Origin of the sequence: Kitasatospora aureofaciens, from assembly GCF_019192735.1 — a bacterium.
Lineage (GTDB): Bacteria > Actinomycetota > Actinomycetes > Streptomycetales > Streptomycetaceae > Kitasatospora > Kitasatospora aureofaciens_A.
The window spans coordinates 30,927-46,138 of sequence record NZ_JAHTKP010000029.1 but is presented as its reverse complement, the minus strand read 5'-3'; the positions used below and the strand labels follow the sequence as shown (position 1 = coordinate 46,138).

Annotated in this window: 15 protein-coding genes and 1 pseudogene; 8 read left to right on the top strand and 8 right to left on the bottom strand. The window is 74.2% G+C overall.

Annotation, left to right across the window (positions count from 1 at the left end; translation table 11 throughout):
* Positions 1–48: 48 nt before the first annotated feature.
* The 3 genes from KV557_RS25155 to KV557_RS25145 all read left to right on the top strand — a co-directional run bounded on the left by KV557_RS25155 (position 49) and on the right by KV557_RS25145 (position 3,300).
* Positions 49–1,860 (top strand): protein kinase domain-containing protein, encoded by a 1,812-nt coding sequence (locus KV557_RS25155; protein WP_308130063.1) that lies wholly within the window; start codon positions 49–51, stop codon positions 1,858–1,860.
* A gap of 55 nt (positions 1,861–1,915) precedes the next feature.
* Positions 1,916–2,773 carry a hypothetical protein gene (locus KV557_RS25150; RefSeq protein WP_218203750.1) on the top strand — a complete coding sequence of 286 codons (858 nt, stop codon included), beginning with the start codon at positions 1,916–1,918 and terminating at the stop codon, positions 2,771–2,773.
* Between the two features lie 164 nt (positions 2,774–2,937).
* Positions 2,938–3,300, top strand: a complete 363-nt coding sequence (locus KV557_RS25145; RefSeq protein ID WP_218203792.1) for a hypothetical protein — start codon at positions 2,938–2,940, stop codon at positions 3,298–3,300.
* Positions 3,301–3,339: 39 nt separating this feature from the next.
* Here the strand turns inward: KV557_RS25145 and KV557_RS25140 are convergent.
* The 5 genes and pseudogenes from KV557_RS25140 to KV557_RS25120 form a co-directional block, all read right to left on the bottom strand.
* Positions 3,340–3,776: pseudogene (locus KV557_RS25140) on the bottom strand (helix-turn-helix domain-containing protein); the annotation flags it as partial.
* A gap of 81 nt (positions 3,777–3,857) precedes the next feature.
* The gene (locus KV557_RS25135; protein WP_218203749.1) at positions 3,858–4,085 is read right to left on the bottom strand and encodes a hypothetical protein; all 228 of its coding nucleotides are present in this window, start codon (positions 4,083–4,085) and stop codon (positions 3,858–3,860) included.
* A gap of 35 nt (positions 4,086–4,120) precedes the next feature.
* Complete coding sequence (locus KV557_RS25130) at positions 4,121–4,690, bottom strand: glycine-rich domain-containing protein (RefSeq protein WP_256177919.1); 570 nt, start codon at positions 4,688–4,690, stop codon at positions 4,121–4,123.
* A 244-nt stretch (positions 4,691–4,934) separates the two neighbouring features.
* Positions 4,935–5,129 (bottom strand): hypothetical protein, encoded by a 195-nt coding sequence (locus KV557_RS25125; protein WP_218203748.1) that lies wholly within the window; start codon positions 5,127–5,129, stop codon positions 4,935–4,937.
* Positions 5,122–5,325, bottom strand: a complete 204-nt coding sequence (locus KV557_RS25120) for a hypothetical protein (RefSeq protein WP_218203747.1) — start codon at positions 5,323–5,325, stop codon at positions 5,122–5,124. The genes KV557_RS25125 and KV557_RS25120 overlap by 8 nt, the downstream gene beginning before the upstream one ends.
* Positions 5,326–5,819: 494 nt before the next feature.
* Here KV557_RS25120 and KV557_RS42965 point away from each other — a divergent pair, with 494 nt between their 5' ends.
* Positions 5,820–6,032: a helix-turn-helix domain-containing protein gene (locus tag KV557_RS42965; protein ID WP_308130062.1), complete on the top strand. Its 213-nt coding sequence runs from the start codon at positions 5,820–5,822 to the stop codon at positions 6,030–6,032.
* A gap of 60 nt (positions 6,033–6,092) precedes the next feature.
* Positions 6,093–7,076: a transcriptional regulator gene (locus KV557_RS25115; protein WP_256177918.1), complete on the top strand. Its 984-nt coding sequence runs from the start codon at positions 6,093–6,095 to the stop codon at positions 7,074–7,076.
* Positions 7,077–7,205: 129 nt separating this feature from the next.
* Here the strand turns inward: KV557_RS25115 and KV557_RS25110 are convergent, their stop codons facing one another.
* Positions 7,206–8,096: a winged helix-turn-helix transcriptional regulator gene (locus KV557_RS25110; RefSeq protein WP_218203746.1), complete on the bottom strand. Its 891-nt coding sequence runs from the start codon at positions 8,094–8,096 to the stop codon at positions 7,206–7,208.
* Positions 8,097–8,205: 109 nt separating this feature from the next.
* Here KV557_RS25110 and KV557_RS25105 point away from each other — a divergent pair, with 109 nt between their 5' ends.
* Together KV557_RS25105 and KV557_RS25100 are read left to right on the top strand one after the other, a co-directional pair.
* Entirely contained in the window at positions 8,206–9,474 is a 1,269-nt protein-coding gene (locus KV557_RS25105) for an MFS transporter (RefSeq protein ID WP_218203745.1), read from the top strand.
* 288 nt (positions 9,475–9,762) lie between these two features.
* Positions 9,763–10,518 carry a S1 family peptidase gene (locus KV557_RS25100; RefSeq protein WP_218203744.1) on the top strand — a complete coding sequence of 252 codons (756 nt, stop codon included), beginning with the start codon at positions 9,763–9,765 and terminating at the stop codon, positions 10,516–10,518.
* 18 nt (positions 10,519–10,536) lie between these two features.
* Here the strand turns inward: KV557_RS25100 and KV557_RS25095 are convergent, their stop codons facing one another.
* Positions 10,537–10,887, bottom strand: coding sequence for a hypothetical protein (locus tag KV557_RS25095; RefSeq protein WP_218203743.1), 351 nt, complete (start codon positions 10,885–10,887; stop codon positions 10,537–10,539).
* 258 nt (positions 10,888–11,145) lie between these two features.
* Between KV557_RS25095 and KV557_RS25090 the strand changes: the two genes are divergently transcribed.
* The gene (locus KV557_RS25090; protein ID WP_218203742.1) at positions 11,146–11,964 is read left to right on the top strand and encodes an SDR family NAD(P)-dependent oxidoreductase; all 819 of its coding nucleotides are present in this window, start codon (positions 11,146–11,148) and stop codon (positions 11,962–11,964) included.
* Between the two features lie 54 nt (positions 11,965–12,018).
* Here the strand turns inward: KV557_RS25090 and KV557_RS25085 are convergent, their stop codons facing one another.
* Positions 12,019–15,126, bottom strand: coding sequence for an amidohydrolase family protein (locus tag KV557_RS25085; RefSeq protein ID WP_308130061.1), 3,108 nt, complete (start codon positions 15,124–15,126; stop codon positions 12,019–12,021).
* Between the last annotated feature and the right edge of the window lie 86 nt (positions 15,127–15,212).

The window sequence follows — 15,212 nt, the reverse complement described above, 5'->3', positions numbered from 1 at the left end:
GACAGACCGGCCGGGGGCAGACCGGCCCCCGCCGCGGGTGATGCCCCGGTGGCCGAGGACGCGCGTCCCTGGGAGCTCCCCGACTACCTGCACGAGCGGGAGCTCGGTGCCGGGGCGAGCGGCCGCGTCGTGCTCGCCCGCCACCGGGAGACCGGCACCCCGGTGGCGATCAAGTACCTCCACGGCCCCGTCGGCACGCCGCCCGCGCTGCGCGCGGAGGCGCAGGTCCTCGCCAGGATCGACTCCCCGCACGTCACCCGCCTCTACGAGTACGTGGAGGGGGAGCGGGGCTCGGCCATCGTGATGGAGCTGGTGGACGGGATCGCGCTGCGCGACCTGCTCCGCGCGGAGGGCGCCACCACGGCCGAGGCGGCCCTGGTGGTGCTGAAGGGTTCGTTGCTGGGACTGGCCGCCGCCCACGAGGCCGGCGTGGTGCACCGCGACTACAAGCCCGCCAACGTGCTGGTCGACACGGCCGGCACGTCGAAGCTGGTCGACTTCGGCATCGCGGTGCCCAGCGGTGACGACCGCGACGTCTCCGGCACCCCCGCCTACATGCCGCCCGAGCAGTGGGCGGGCCGGCCCGCATCCCCGGCGGGCGACGTCTACGCCGCCACGGTCACCTTCTTCGAGTGCCTCACCGGGGCCCGCCCCTACGGCGGCACCACGATCGCCGAACTCGCCGTCCAGCACACCGAGGCCCCGATCCCGGCCGAGTCGGCGCCCGGCCCGGTCCGGCCGCTGATCCTGGCAGGCCTGGCCAAGGACCCGCAGGCCCGGCCCGACGGCGCGGCCGCGTTCGTCCGGGAGCTGGAGGCGGTCGCGGCGGCCGGCTACGGGCCGGGGTGGGAGGAGAAGGGACGCCTCGATCTGACGGCTCTGGTCGCCCTGCTCGCGCTGCTGCTGCCCGGCGCGGCCGGCGAGGCCGCCGGCGGCACCTCGTTGGCCCACACCGCCCTTGGCAGCGCTGAGGGCCCCCCGGATGCGGTTGCGGCCGTGGGCGACGACACCGTCCCGGCCGCCGTGCGGCAGGCCCTCACCCGCCGCGGTGCGCGCCCGGGAACCCGCGGCAAGGCGCTCACCGGCATTGCGGCCGGCGCCCTCACCCTGGCCACGCTGGCCGGCATGGCGATGGCGGGGGCCGCCGACGGCGGTGCCCGTACGGTCGCCGGCGCCGCCTCCCCGGAGGCGACCACCAGCCTCGGCCCGAACGGGCCGGCGGGCGGTCCCTCCCCGGCACCGGGCGGCGACGGCGGCACCCCGAGCCCGAGCCTGAGCCCGTCACCGTCCGCCGCCCCGACGGCTCCGACGGCCTCTCCGTCCGCGACCCCGGGCACGGCGAGCGGCACCCACACGGCTGCGCCGACCGGCAAAGCACCCACGGTGCCGGGAACACCTCCCGCCACCGGTCTGCCGCCGGCACCGTCCGCTCCCGCCGGGCCCCCGTCGGCACCTCCCGCCGCCCCCGCGACGGCCGGGCCGACCTCCGGCACCGCCTCTCCCACGCCGAGCCCGACCGTCGCCCCGGCCACCCTCACGGTCGGCTCGGTGAACCTGGACTCGCTGGTCTGCGCAGGCCGTTGGAGCCTGACCGCCACCGTCACGGTGGCCGCCCAGGGCACCGGCAGCGGGACGCTGACGCTGAGTTGGTACCACAGCTCGGGCGGCCGCGCGGTCACCGTCGCGACCGACACGGTGGCGGTCCAGAACGGCCGGGCCACCATCACGCGGACGCACGACTTCGGTTCGGCCGACACCTTCCCGACCTGGGGTGTGCGCGTGGCCACCACCCCGGCGGCGGCGAATCCGGGCAGGACGTCGGCCGAGACGGCCGCCTTCCTCTGCAACCCGCCCCGCTGATCCCCGCCCCGCTTCCGTCCCCGCCCCCACCTCTGCCCCTCGCCCTGGAGACGTCATGCCCACGCCCCGCCCCGACTCCGCCCCCGTCCCGGGCGCGGACCAGACCGTCCAGCCCGGTCCGGACACGGGCAACGGCGAGGAGACCGTCCGCCTGGAGCCCCCCGCGGCGGGGGAGACCCGGACCCTCCGGCTGAACCGGGACGCCGCGGCAACCCCCGCCGGCGGGCCGGACACCGCGACCACGATCCGGTTCGACGGCACCGAGGCCGACAGCGCGACCTTCCTCGACCCCCGGGTCTGGGGCGGCGCACCCGACGCGGACGCGCCCACCACCGCCGAGGCCGGCACTGCAACCCCGCCCGGTGCCACGGCCTCGCCCGGTGCCACGCTCGTCGACGTCCCGCCGGACGAACGGCCGCTCGCCCCGGGCGAGTTGCGGCGCTTCGGCCCCGGCGTCCCGCCGCGGGCCGCCGCCGTGTGGCACGGCCAGGCGCCACCGGCCGCGCCGCAGCCCCGGCGGCCCCGCCGGACGCGTCGGTGGCTGGTGGCGGCCGCCGCGGTGCTGGCGGTCCTGGCGTTCCTGCTCTGGCGCCTCCACACCCCGGCCCTGGTGGTCACCGGCGTCGCCGTGACCACCGACCCGGCAGGCCCCGGCTGCGGAGGCACCGCGGTGGTCACGGCCGCGGTGGAGACCAACGGTGGCTCCGGCACCGTCCGCTACCGCTGGCTGCGCAGCGACGGTACCGCCTCGGACGAGATCGTCCAGGACGTCCGCTCCGGCGTGCACCACACCGACCTGGTGCTGCGCTGGAGCTTCGAGGGCCAGGGCACCCTTCAGGCCACCGCCACCCTGCAGATCCTCTCGCCGGCCCCCCGGACCGCAGCCGCCACCTTCGCCTACCACTGCCCCTGAGCCCAAGCCGCCCCCGGGTCCACCTGCTTCGGAGCCCGGCCGCTACGCCCGCACGCGGTAGTGGCGGCGGTCGGTCGGCGGTGACAGGGTGTCGCTGACCCACCCGGAGCCGGTCCTGGTGATAAGTCCTGGTACCTCCTTGAGACTGCTTCGGAGGCACGGGCATGGCGGAGATCGTGATTGGCGGAGACCGGCTGACGGTCCGGCTGACGGCGTGGGAACGGATGGAGGCCCTGCACGGGGACGTCACCGTGCCCCTGACCGCCGTCCGCTCGGTGTCGGTCGAGGACCAGCCGCTGACGGCGCCGTACGGCATGCGCGCCCCGGGGACCAGCGTCCCGGGTGTCGTCAAGGCCGGCACCTGGCACAGCTCGACCGAGGGACGGCAGTTCGTGCTGGCGAACCGGGGCCGGCGCGCCGTACGCGTCGACCTGGCCGAGGGCGAGGTCGACTTCGACGTGCTCGTCGTGGCCGTCGCCGATCCGGAGGGCACGGCCGCGCAGGTCCGTGCCGCCGCGGGACTCTGAGGACGGGCCCGCGAGGACGGGCCCGCCGGCTGACCCGAACGGTGGAGTCCGCCGCCGTCGGTCGTCAGCACGCGCCTGAGCCGCGAACGGGCGGTACTGGCCGTTCTCGGGATGGCGGTTGCGGCGGATCTCCCGGCTGACCGTGGAGGGACTGCGGCCCAGCTCGGCGGCGATCGCCCGGATCGTCGCCTTCTTCCTCAGCCGGTCGGCGATGTGGACGCGGTCGTCCTCGCACAGGTACCGGGACGCACCACGGGCGGCAGCACCGGCCTGACCGGTGCTGCCGCCCTGTGCCGGCCGGAAGGGTTCCGGCCGTTACGCCATCGCTTGCCCGTACGAAGGTTGATACCGACGGCCTTGGCGGCCTCGGCGTAGCTGACACCCTGTTGCACGAGCTGGAAGTATGCCTCGCGCTCACGCGTCAGCTTCCGACGCCCTTGGGCCACCGTCTGGCCCTTGCGGATCTCGAAGGTCATTGCACTCCCCAGCTGGGGTGTTGCAACGATCCCTAGAACTCAAGCTCGCCGGACGGGGCCGTGTCTCGTGGGAGGCGTTGTTCAGTGGGGGATGGGGACGACGAATCCTCGCGTCGGACCGGTCTTACGGGACATGCCCCTGATGATCGCCCGTACTTCATCGGTGATGTCCCGCCGGGTGACGGGGTTGATGCTGTCGTACACCCGCCATTGCCCGTTCGGGGTGTCCAGGTCTTCGGGGGAGACGACTCCCCGAATCCCTAGGCGGCGGAGTGTGCTGGCTACCCGCTGGGCGTCGGCCTCGTCCATGTATCCCGCCCTTTCCGCGTTCGGTGGGGCTCAGGTTAGCTGCCTTCGCCGCCTCCGCCCCCACCCCCGCCTCCGCCGTTGCAGTGCGACGCGCACGCGCCGGGGTTGATGGGTCCGCATCCGCCGGGCACGGGGGTGTGGGAGCAGTTCGCGGCCACGGCCACCAGGGCGCGGGTCGGCCCCGTCCACAGCTCGTGATCGGGGGTGTAGCCAGCCTCCTCGATCAGGGCGACGGTCCGGGTCAAGGCCGCCTCGTCGTGGCGCGCCGGGTCGGGGCGCTCCGGGTAGTGGTGGACGAACCCACCGAGCCGGACGCACAGTTCGGCGTACGGACGGGTGTGGAGGATGAGGGCGTGCCACCCCTCGTCCACGACGTTGGACGGCGTGACACGCACGGTGGGGAACGTGGCCGCGGTGATGACGAACTTGATCGCCTCGGTGACGATCCGCTTGGCGATGTCGTCGAGCATGCCGGGGTTGTTGTCGAGCACGGTGGCGACGACGGCGTCGAACGTCGCCGGGTTGACGAGCTGCTCCGGGGCGACCGGGTGCAGCGGGCCGGGACCGGGCGGCGCCGGCGTCGGGGCCGGTTCGGGAGTGGTCATACTGGTGTCTCCTCACACTGAGGGGTTCCCGGGCGCCGGATGGCGGCCGGGGGCCGTTCGGTGTTACGGAACCCGCTCCGGCCGGCTGCCTGCCAGGGACGACGGCCGGAGCGGGGGTCTGTGGGGGCGCGCGAGTCCATCAGCGGCGCGGCCGGGTGGAGGGGCGCTCGCCTCTGGTCGGCGGCCGGCCCGAGTAGTAGCGCCGGATGCGGCGCCAGTACGGCGGGAACCACCAGGGGCGCACTCAGAGCCTCCAATAGCGGTTGTTGATCTTGCGCACTTCGGCCCGCAGCCGTCGGAGAGTCAGCGACTCCGTCACCGGTTCGAGCGGCGGTGGAGGCGGTTCGGTGTTGGGCTGGCCGTCGACATCGTCCGGGTACGGCACCGGGCCGCCGAGAAAGAGCGCCCAACTCGGCGGCAGGTGCTCCGGCTCACCCATCACCCGACTCCCCCACCAGGCACTCGCCGTCGTCCACGTGCTGCTGCCAGGACCGCGCCAACTGGCGGGCGACCATGGGGTAGTCCATCGCCGGGTACTGCCGCGCGGCGCGGCGGAAGTATACGCACGGTAGGCACACGCCCGCGTTCACCGCTCGCTGTTCCGGGGCGCGCACCGGGGTCTCACGAAGCGACACGGCCAGGCCCCGTTCCGTTGGCCTGGTGGTATTCCCACATGAGGGGCGCGTGTCTGTAGGGGTACGGGGGCTGGCGCGCCGCCTCTTGCTGCCCCTGCCGGTAGTCGGCCCTGCAAGCGGCAATCAACGCCGCGCTCGCCGGCTTGCTCGGAGGTCGCCGCGGCCTGCGACGACGGGACGCGGAAGCGGTGTCCGCCGGTCTCGGGGCGTCGGGGGGACGCTCGGCAGTCGCCATGGACGCTCCAGGTCTCTCGGACGGGAGTTGGCGCGGCGGCCCCGCATCGTCGGGGGACGCATTCGCAGAGCCGCCGCGGGCAGCCGCTCCGAAGGCCCAGGGCCGGGTGTCCGGCTCTTTCCTGTGGAGCGGCTGTTAGCCAGTCAACTCCGTGGGCATGCCGTAGGAGAGGGGCCGCGAGCGGGGCCGTTTTTTCGGCCCTGGGCCGTTTTCTAGGCCACAATTGAGGCTGCGTCACCTATGAGCGGAGGGGGAGCCTGTGCCCGTCACCCCGAACGGAATCGGCGAGCTATTACGGGAGAGCCGCGAGCGAGCTGGGCTGTCGCGCGAGGAACAGGCCGATGCAGTCGGAGATGCAACAGGCGAGTGGTGCAGCCCGGACACGGTAAAGAACTGGGAAGCGGAGAAGCGTATTCCGCGCCGGCCCTCGCTCCAGGGCATCGCCGACGCCTACGGTCTCCCCATGGACTAGGTGGCCGAGGCCGTAGCCCGATCTCGGCGGTATCGACGCGAGCGCGAGGCGGAGGACAAGGTGAACCGGCGGCAGTTCATCGGGGTGGGGGTGGCGGCAGCAGCAGGCGTCGTGGTGCTGCCCGGCATTGCCCAGGCTCGCGAAGGGATCGCGTCAGCGCTCGCACCGTCCGGGGGCGGCGATCTCGCCTACCTGGAGTCAGCCTTCGAGCGGCACCGGGGTGGCTACCGGGGACGGTCGCCGGACAGGGTCCTAGCCGAGATGCTGTCCGATCTTGACCTCCTCCGGGACGTCCTCAACCGCCCGCATCCCGCACACGCCAGAGCGGACCTGGCACGGACGGCGGCCGGAATCACGGGCCTGGTCGCCATCGTCCAGCACGACCGGGGCGACCAGCGCGACGCCTTCCAGTGGTTCGCTACCGCCGAGCGGGCCGCGCGCGAGTCGGGTGATCACCGGATGCTCGCCTGGGTAATGGCCCGGCATGCGATGGTGCCGCTCAACTACGGGGCGCCCGAAGCAGCGGCGCGGATAGCTGCGAGGGCACGGTTCGAAGCCGGCAACGGTCCGACGGCCGCCGGCGCCCTCGCGGCGGCGGTCACCGCCCGAGCCCTCGCGGCCTCCGGCAACCATGAGGGTGCGCGGAGGGCGGTCGACGACGTCCGCACTCTCGCGGAACAGCTGGATGGCGCCGAGACGGCCGACACATGGTTCGGCTACCCCGAACAGAAGCACCACGTGCACCTCTCCCAGGCGTACACCCTGCTCGGCGACTCCGGCCCCGCCTACGCCGCACAGGACCAGGCCCTCGACCTCACGGACTCCCCATCGGTCATGGCACGAGCACTGCTGGCGATGGACACCGCCGCGTGTCTGCGGGTGGATGGTGACCACGCTGGCGCGGCCGAGATGGCGGCCGGGGTATGGGAGAGGCTGCCCAACGGGTATCGGGAGGGGCTGATTCGGTCACGCGCTGAGCTGCTGCACAAGAAGCTGACCGGTCGCGGGCACTTGATGCTCGGGGAGGCTCTGGCCACGAGTTGAGCTGGGTGTTGCGCTGGTCTGCGTTGTCCAAGTCTGCTCGTACGGTGCCACCGGGGTCCCGGCAGCAGCCCGGACGGGGCGGGACCAACCTCAGGGCCGGTCCTCGAACTCCCGTCTGCCGGGGCGCCGTCAGTCCGCCGCGAGGCCGTCGAGCAGGTCGAGGGCGTCCTCGACCGACCCCGCCGGGTCGGTGACCGGGTAGAGGACGCCCCGCACGGTGCGGTTGGCGTCCAGGATCAGGGTGAGCCGCTTGAGCCGGTCGACGCCGGCTGCCCGGAAGGTGGGCAGGCGCAGAGCGGCGGCCAGCCGCAGCTCGGCGTCGGAGAGCAGCGGGAACGGGATCCGCGCGTGCTCGGCGAACGCCGCCAGCTGGTCCGGGCGTTGGGTGCTGACGCCGTGGACGGCGGCGTCGCGGGCGGCGAACTCGGCCATCCGGTCGCGGTAGGTGCAGGACTCCAGGGTGCAGCCGGTGGCGCCGGGGATCGCGCTCCAGCCGGGCGGGTAGTCCAGGCCGCCGGGCGGGTAGGCGCCCGGGAAGCAGTACAGCACCGTCCAGGCGCGGTCCGCGGTGACCGGGTCGACCCGGTCACCGGAGGCGGTGGTGGCGGTGAGCTCCAGCTCGGGCAGCCGGCGGCCGGTCAGCGCCATCACCCGGCGGGTCTCGGCGGAGTCGGCAGTGCTGGTGCCGGAGAGCGAGCCGTCGCCCAGGACGTACCGCCCGCCCCAGTCCTGCAGGGCGACCAGGACCGGCAGCAGACCGCGCCCGGTCTGCGTCAGGTGGTACTCGTAGCGCGGCGGGTGCGGGTGGTAGAGCCGCTTCTCCAGCACCCCGTCGGCGACCAGCGCCTTGAGGCGCTCGGTGAGGATCTTCCGGCTGATGCCCAGTCCGGTGCGCAGTGCGTCGAACTGGTGGGTGCCGCCGGCGATGTCCCTGATCAGGAGCAGGGTCCACACGTCGCCGACCACCGTCAGGGCCTGGGAGATCGCGCAGTCGGGGTCCGCCGCTTCGGTGTGCCGCATGAGCACCGATTATAGTGAGCGAGTGAGTCCCTAATAGAGACTCACTCGCCGGGGCGAGCCCCCGAGACGGGCTCGCAGGCGGGGGACGGTCACAGCGAAGGGGCGGGACATGACGACGGAGACGGCAGCCTCGGTACGGAACGAGGTACGGGGCGAGGCGCGGCACGGCGACCGGGTGGGAGTGTTCTGGCGCTACTGGAGCGCCTCGACGGTCAGTCAGCTCGGCGACGAGGTGACCAGAGTGGCGCTGCCGCTGGTCGCCGTGGTCGCCCTGCACGCGACGGCGCTCCAGGTCGCCCTGATCACGGGCGCCGGCTACCTGGCCTGGCTGCTGATCGGACTGCCCGCCGGCGTCCTGGTCCACCGGCTGCCGCTGCGCGGCACACAGGTCGCGATGGACCTGATCCGGGGAGCCGCCGTGGCCTCGGTGCCCCTGGCCGCCGCCCTGGGAGTGCTCGGACTGCCGCAACTGGTGGTGGTGGCGCTGCTGGTCGGCCTCGCGAGCGTGGTCTTCGACGTGGGCAACGCGACCTTCCTGCCCTCGATCGTCGCCAAGGAAGAGCTGACCGTCCGCAACAGCCTGATGTCCGGCAGCGCCGCCACGACCCAGCTGGCCGGCCCCTCGCTCGGCGGGGTGCTGGTCCAATTCCTGGGCGGCGCCGCCTCGATGCTGCTCGACGCCGTCAGCTACCTCCTCTCGGCCGCGCTGCTGCGCACCCTGCCGGCCGCCAAGCAGCCGCCTGCCGAGCGGGCGCCTGCCGGGGGAGTGCGGGAGCAGATCCGAGAGGGCTGGCGCTTCGTCACCCAGCACCCGGTGATCGGGCCCTGCGTCGCCGTCGCCACCGCGGTGAACTTCGTCTGCGGCGGCCTGATGACGCTCACCCCGGTGTTCCTGGTCCGCACCCTCGGCGCGCCGGCCGCCGCCGTGGGCGCGCTGATGGCCACCGGCGGCCTGGGAAGCCTGCTCGGCGCCGCCGCCACACCCCGCCTGGTCGCCCGGACCGGCAGCGGCGGCGCGCTGCGCCGGGCGGCACTGACCGCCACCGCCTTCGCCTTCCTGCTCCCGGCGGCCGGGCCCGGCTGGGGGACGCTGCTCTTCGCCTTCGGCAACGCCGGCTTCTCCGCGGGCGTCGTGGTCACCAGCATCGTGACCCGCACCCACCGCCAGACCCACACCCCGCCGGAGCTGCTCCCTCGCGTGATGGCCACCGTGAGGTTCGTCTCCTGGGGCGCGATCCCGGTCGGCGCGCTCGCCGCCGGTGCCGCCTCTGCGGTCTGGGGCACGCGGACGGCCCTGGTGCTGCTGGCGGTGAGCAGCGTGGCGAGCCCGTCGATCCTGCTGGCGAGCCGGATCCGGCGGATGCGCGAGCTGGCCTGACCTCGGGCGGAGCCGCCCCGCCGGGTGCGGGTGCCGCTGTCCGGCAAGCGCACGGAAGTCCCTGTGGAAGCGGTCTCCACGGGGACTTCCGCGATGCCCCCGTCCCGGAACGGCGTTCCAGGCACCGGCCGAATTCCCAGCTCAGAGCACCTGTCGGCGTTCCAGCGTCCCGGACTGCCCGTCAGGGCTGGCGGCCGGGACGGGCCCCGGGCCAGTCTGCGTCCAGCAGGCCGCGGCGACCGGCGCCGACGCCTGGACAGCACCCCGAACAGAAAGCGAGCCCTCCCGATGCACAAGCCGAAGCGGCTCCATATGTCCCTGCTGTTCGTCGCCGCCGGCCTCGTGGCGGTGGCCGCCCCGCCGGCCGCCGCCGTGCACGGCGGCGCCGACACCACCACCGCGGCCCACCCGTTCGTCGTGGCTCTGGAGACGGCGGGCGGCGAGCAGTGGTGCACCGGCGCCCTGATCGCGCCCACCAAGGTGCTCACCGCCGGCCACTGCGTCGCCGAGGCGGACGACCCGGCCACGCTCCGGGTCATCGCCGGACGGACCGACCTCACCACCTCCGCCGGGCAGGTCCGGCAGGTGAAGAGCTTCAAGCTCGACCCCCGCTACACCTCCGGCCTGGACCACGACTCCGCCGTCCTCACCCTGGACCGGCCGCTGCCGCAGCACCCGGCCCGGGTGGCGCGCCAGGGCGACGAGGGGCTGTACCGGCCGGGCACCACGGCCACCGTCTACGGCTACGGCCGCACCGGCGCCGACGGACCGGGCACCCACCTCAAGCAGGCCGCCCTGACCCTCTCGCTCCTGGCCGGCTGCGACCCCTACACCGGGCCCGGCGACTCGCCGCGTCTCAAGGTCTGCGGCCTGCCGAAGCCCGGCCGGGCCGACAGCATCTGCAAGGGCGACTCCGGCGGGCCGCTGGCCGTGAACGGAGTGGTGATCGGCATCGTCTCCACCGGGAACAAGTACTGCGACACGCAGTACCCGGTCTCCGTCTTCACCCGCGCCACCGACGTCCCCGCGGACCTCCTGCGCTAGGACCGCGCCTGCAGTGGTTCAGTTGATCTCGACGTGGTAGATCGTGCAGTCCGGCAGGTCGCCGCCGTCGTTCTCCCCGAAGCTGTGGGACCCGGTCTGGCCGTGGCACTCGTAGTCGAACAGGCCCGAGTTGTGGCCGGACTGCCAGTGCCGCACCCCGTAGGCCTTGGCGTAGGACTCGCCGGAGTTCGCCCAGCAGGTCCACTTGTTGTTGCCGTCGCGGGCGGCGAAGAACTGGGCCGGGCCGTCGCACGGCCATGCGTCGGTCCGCACGGACGCGGGCCGGGCGGCGGCGGGGGCCGCCAGGGCGAACAGCGGGGCCGCGCCCGCAAGGGCGAGGGCGAGGGTGGCGTGCATGATCCTGCGCATGGATGGTTCTCCCTTGGCTGCTACGGTGCCCGGCCCGACGCGGCGTCCGGCCGGCGGTCAGCAGCCTAGGAACCCGCAGGCCACAGCGGTCCCTGACACCTGGCAGGGGCACGCCGCCCGAGGACGGGCCGCACCGCGGCCGTGCCCGCCGGGATGAAGGCTGCCGCCGCCCTCTGCTGACACAGCGGCCACCCGTCCACCACACGCCCGCATATCATCAGCCCGATGGTGGGCGAACGGATCGGGAGGCCAAGCAAGATGACGGACCAGCAGGTGTACATCGTGACCGGAGGCGGCACGGGCATCGGCGCCGCCACCACCCGGCTGCTGTGCGCCGCCGGACACCGGGTGGTCGTCTCCGGTCGACGCCCCGAGCCGCTGCGCCGGATCGCCGAGGAGACCGGAGCCGTCGACCATCCCGCCGACATCGGCGACCCGGAGGCCGTCGGCGGCCTCGTCGACGCGGCCCTCGCGGCCCACGGCCGGCTGGACGGGCTGGTGCTCAACGCCGGCATCGGACGCGGCGGCGCCGTCGGCGACCTGTCCCCGGAGGACTGGGAGACCGTGATGCGCACCAACGTCACCGGCCCGTTCCTGCTCCAACGCGCCGTCCTCCCACACCTGTTGGAGACCCGCGGCGCCGTGGTCGCGGTCGCCTCGGTCTCCGCCCTGCGCAACGGCAGGGGCAACGCCGCCTACGCCACCTCCAAGGCCGCCTTGCTCCAACTCTGCCGCTCCCTCGCCGTCGACTACGGCGGCCACGGGCTGCGCGCCAACATCGTCTGCCCCAGCTGGATCCGCACCGACATGGCCGACCGCCGCATGACCCGCTTCGCCGACGAGGCCGGCCTCGGCCCGGACGGCCTCGACACCGCCTACCGGACCGCCACCCGGCTGCTCCCGGCCGGTCGCCCCGGCGAGCCGGACGAGGTCGCCCAGGCCATCGCCTGGCTCCTGTCTCCCGCGGCCTCCTTCGTCAACGGCGCGGTGCTCACCGTCGACGGCGGTGTGACGGCCGTCGACCCCGGCACCATCCCGTTCGACTTCCACGTGGAGCCGCGCCACTCGGCAAACTGAGGGTTCGTCCGACGAAGGGCCCGGCGCGTGGCGGACTTCACCGCCGACGGCCGGTCAGAGCGCGCAGCAGCCGTCCCGCCGCAGCGCCTGCCCGATCGCGTGCCAGTCCTCGCCCCCGCCCGCCGCCCGCGCCTGCCCGCCACCGCCCACCAGGTCCTCGCGGCGGTGGACGACCCCGTCGCGCATCACCCACGCCGTACGCACCAGATCCGCGAAGTCGCGGAACGGATCCCCGTCGACCACCGTCAGGTCCGCCAGCTTGCCCGCCTCCACCGTGCCCAGGTCGTCCTCGACCCCGAACAGCCGGGCCGGCGCCACGGTGGCGGTGCGCAGCGCCTGGGCCGGGGACAAGCCGGCGTAGCGGTGCAGGGCGCGCAGCCCGAGGTGCACGTGGAGACCGACCGGGGTGAGCGGGGAGTCCGTGCCCATGGCCAGGGCCCCGCCGTCGTCGAGGATGCTCCGGTAGACGGCCATCTCCCTCTGCACGGCGCGCAGCTGCTCCGGCGTGGCCGCGGTTTTGGCCTGGTGCTGCACGGTCGCGGTGCCCCACGGGGGCATCAGCGCGGTGACCCGGGAGTCCTCGGCCAGGGACGGGTCGTCGCCGAGCAGGCAGAGCGCGGAGAAGGGGGTGATGATGATGGCGAAGTCGCCGCCCCGGTAGATCTCGTGCACATCCTGGTACGTACGGCCCGTGGGGGAGGCGGCCCGGCCGTACTCCTGCCGCTGGGTGGCCGACAGATGCGTCGTCAGGTCCTGCCCCACCTGCACCCCGGGCGTCAGCAGGTGGCTGCCCGCCGGGACACCGAGGCGCTCGTGCGCCGTCCGGGCCGCCTCCGCCATGATCCAGCCGGGCGCGCGCACGTACGTCTTGACGAAGTCGTAGTCGAGTGCCGCCGCGCGCTCCAGGCTGCGCCGCACCCCGTCGGCGGTGCCGTGGGCGCGGCCCATGCTGTACGCGACGCGGCTGCCGTCGATCAGCTCGCCGGTGGTGAGGAACCGGGGCCCGTCCATCACGCCGGCGTCGACGGACTCGCGGATGCGCGCCTGCTCGTAGGCGAAGCCGCCCAGGGAAGCGGTGCCGGTGATCCCGTAGGCCAGCATCAGGCGGGTCTGGCGGCCGCCGTAGGTGTTCTGGTACGGGTGCGTGTGGGAGTCCCACAGGCCCGGTAGGACGGTGCAGCCGGAGGCGTCGATCAGCTGTTCTCCCGCGCGGCGCGCGTCCGAGCGGTGCGGTTCGACGGCGGTGATGCGGTTGCCGCTGATGACGATGTCGACGTCCTCGCGGACGTGCTCGCCGGTGCCGTCCCAGAGCCGGGCGGCGTGGATGCGGGTGACGTCGGAGCGGGGCGGCAGGCTGCGGGCCGTGCGCAGGGGGAGGGCGACGGTGCGGCGGTCGGTGCCGTCGCGGCCGATCAGGCGCAGCTGCCCGTTGGAGAGGTAGAGCAGCCGCAGGGAGTCGCCCGACCAGGACGGGTGGTCGGCCGCCTCGTCGGTGATCTGCCGGGGCTCGCCCGTCGGCGAGCCGTCCGGCCCGACCGGCAGGACCCACAGGGCGGATTCCACGACGAGTGCCAGCCACGCGCCGTCGGGCGACCAGACCGGTCCGCTGTCGCCGCGGTCGGAGACGGAGGTGTGCGGGAGCGGGAGGAATGCCTTCGAGGTGCCGTCGCGGGTGTCGATGACGCGGATGAGGTTGTAGCCCTCGCGGAAGCGGTGGTTGAGGCGGTTGCGGTCGCACAGCGCGAGGTAGCGGCCGTCGGGGGACCAACTGGGGCGCCCCGGAAGGCCGTTGCTGCCCAGCGGCGTGGCGAGGCGGGTCTCCGCCCCGGTGGCGAGGTCGACGACGAGGAGGTTGCCGGTGACGTCCTGGCAGGCCAGCCTGGTGCCGTCGGGTGAGAGCGCAGGGTTGAAACGGCCTCCCCGGGCGAGGACCGTGTCGGCACCGCCCTCCAGCGTCAGCCGGTGGACCGCGCCCAGACCGTCCCCGTCCCCGTCGTGCACGTACAGGACGCTGCGCCCGTCCCTGCTCCACGAGGGCATCTGCACGTAGTGGGCGGGGGAGGCCTGGAGGAGCTTGCGCGGCTGCCCGTCGATCGGCGCCAGCCACAGGGCGTTGAGCGCGCAGAAGATGACGGAGCGCCCGTCGGGGGAGAGCGCGGGCAGGTGGACGCCGCGTACGTCCCGCTCGTCGGTGGAGTCGAAGTCGCGTGCCTTGCGCCGGTATTGGGGCCGCGGCACGTCGATCCGGGCGGTGAACGGGATCTCCTTCGCCGTGCTCAGCGTGGGGGAGCGGTCGGTGAGGCGGCCGTCGGCGAAGTAGACGATGCCGCCGTCGGGCGTCCAGCAGGGCGGCAGCGGCGAGACGTCCTCGCCGCCCGAGACCACCACGCCATCGACGGCCAGCGAGGCGCTCCCCGCCTGGTAGGAGGTGGCGGCGGAGGCGTCGCCGATCCACACGTACGCCAGCCGGCCGTCCCGGGACGCCACGGGGCAGACGATCGTGCCGGTGTCCACCGTGCGCTGGACGCTCACCTGCCCGCCCGAGGCCGGTACGGAGGCGATGGTCCGGCCGCCGGAGGCGTCCGCGCGGACGAAGAGGATCCGGTCGCCGTCCGGGTGCCACGAGGGGTCGTGGTCCTCGGCGCCGGCCCGGTCGGTCAGGCGCGTCAGCCGGCCGGTGGCGACCTCCACGGTCCAGATGTCGTACGAGCTGCCGGACACCTCGTCGCCGGCGCGCTCGGAGGAGAGGGCGAGGTGCCGGCCGTCCGGGGACCAGGAGGCGCCCCGGTCGTCCCACGGCCCCGAGGTCAGCTGCCGCAGGTGCGAGCCGTCCGGGTCCATGGTCCACAGGTGGAAGCCCCCGTCCTGGTAGGCGCAGAAGGCGACGGCCGAACCGTTCGGCGACCATGCCGGGCGGGTCGGCTCCAGCCCCGGGGCGGTCAGCGCGCTCGCCGTGCCCCCGCGCCGCGGCAGCGCCCACAGGACGCCCTGGACCTCGACGACCATCCGCTCGCCGTCGGGCGAGAGGGCGACGGCGGCGTTGGTGCCCGCCGTGAACGCCAGCGTCCGCGACCGCCGCCCGCTCTCGCCGGCCGCCCCCTCGGCAGCCGCGCCCGGCGCGAGGGGTCCGAGCGCGGCCCCGGCCCCCGCGAGCGCCGCCACCCCGATGAACCCCCGCCGACTGACCCCACGCGCGGGCCCATTCCCGAGAACCGACACACCGTTCCTTCCCACCACGATCGGACCGT

Coding starts and splice junctions, on each gene's coding strand:
- KV557_RS25125 (WP_218203748.1), bottom strand. CDS start 5,129: ATGGGTGAGCCGGAGCACCTGCCGCCGAGTTGGGCGCTCTTTCTCGGC.
- KV557_RS25130 (WP_256177919.1), bottom strand. CDS start 4,690: ATGACCACTCCCGAACCGGCCCCGACGCCGGCGCCGCCCGGTCCCGGC.
- KV557_RS25100 (WP_218203744.1), top strand. CDS start 9,763: ATGCACAAGCCGAAGCGGCTCCATATGTCCCTGCTGTTCGTCGCCGCC.
- KV557_RS25135 (WP_218203749.1), bottom strand. CDS start 4,085: ATGGACGAGGCCGACGCCCAGCGGGTAGCCAGCACACTCCGCCGCCTA.
- KV557_RS25095 (WP_218203743.1), bottom strand. CDS start 10,887: ATGCGCAGGATCATGCACGCCACCCTCGCCCTCGCCCTTGCGGGCGCG.
- KV557_RS25145 (WP_218203792.1), top strand. CDS start 2,938: ATGGCGGAGATCGTGATTGGCGGAGACCGGCTGACGGTCCGGCTGACG.
- KV557_RS25090 (WP_218203742.1), top strand. CDS start 11,146: ATGACGGACCAGCAGGTGTACATCGTGACCGGAGGCGGCACGGGCATC.
- KV557_RS25110 (WP_218203746.1), bottom strand. CDS start 8,096: ATGCGGCACACCGAAGCGGCGGACCCCGACTGCGCGATCTCCCAGGCC.
- KV557_RS25150 (WP_218203750.1), top strand. CDS start 1,916: ATGCCCACGCCCCGCCCCGACTCCGCCCCCGTCCCGGGCGCGGACCAG.
- KV557_RS25105 (WP_218203745.1), top strand. CDS start 8,206: ATGACGACGGAGACGGCAGCCTCGGTACGGAACGAGGTACGGGGCGAG.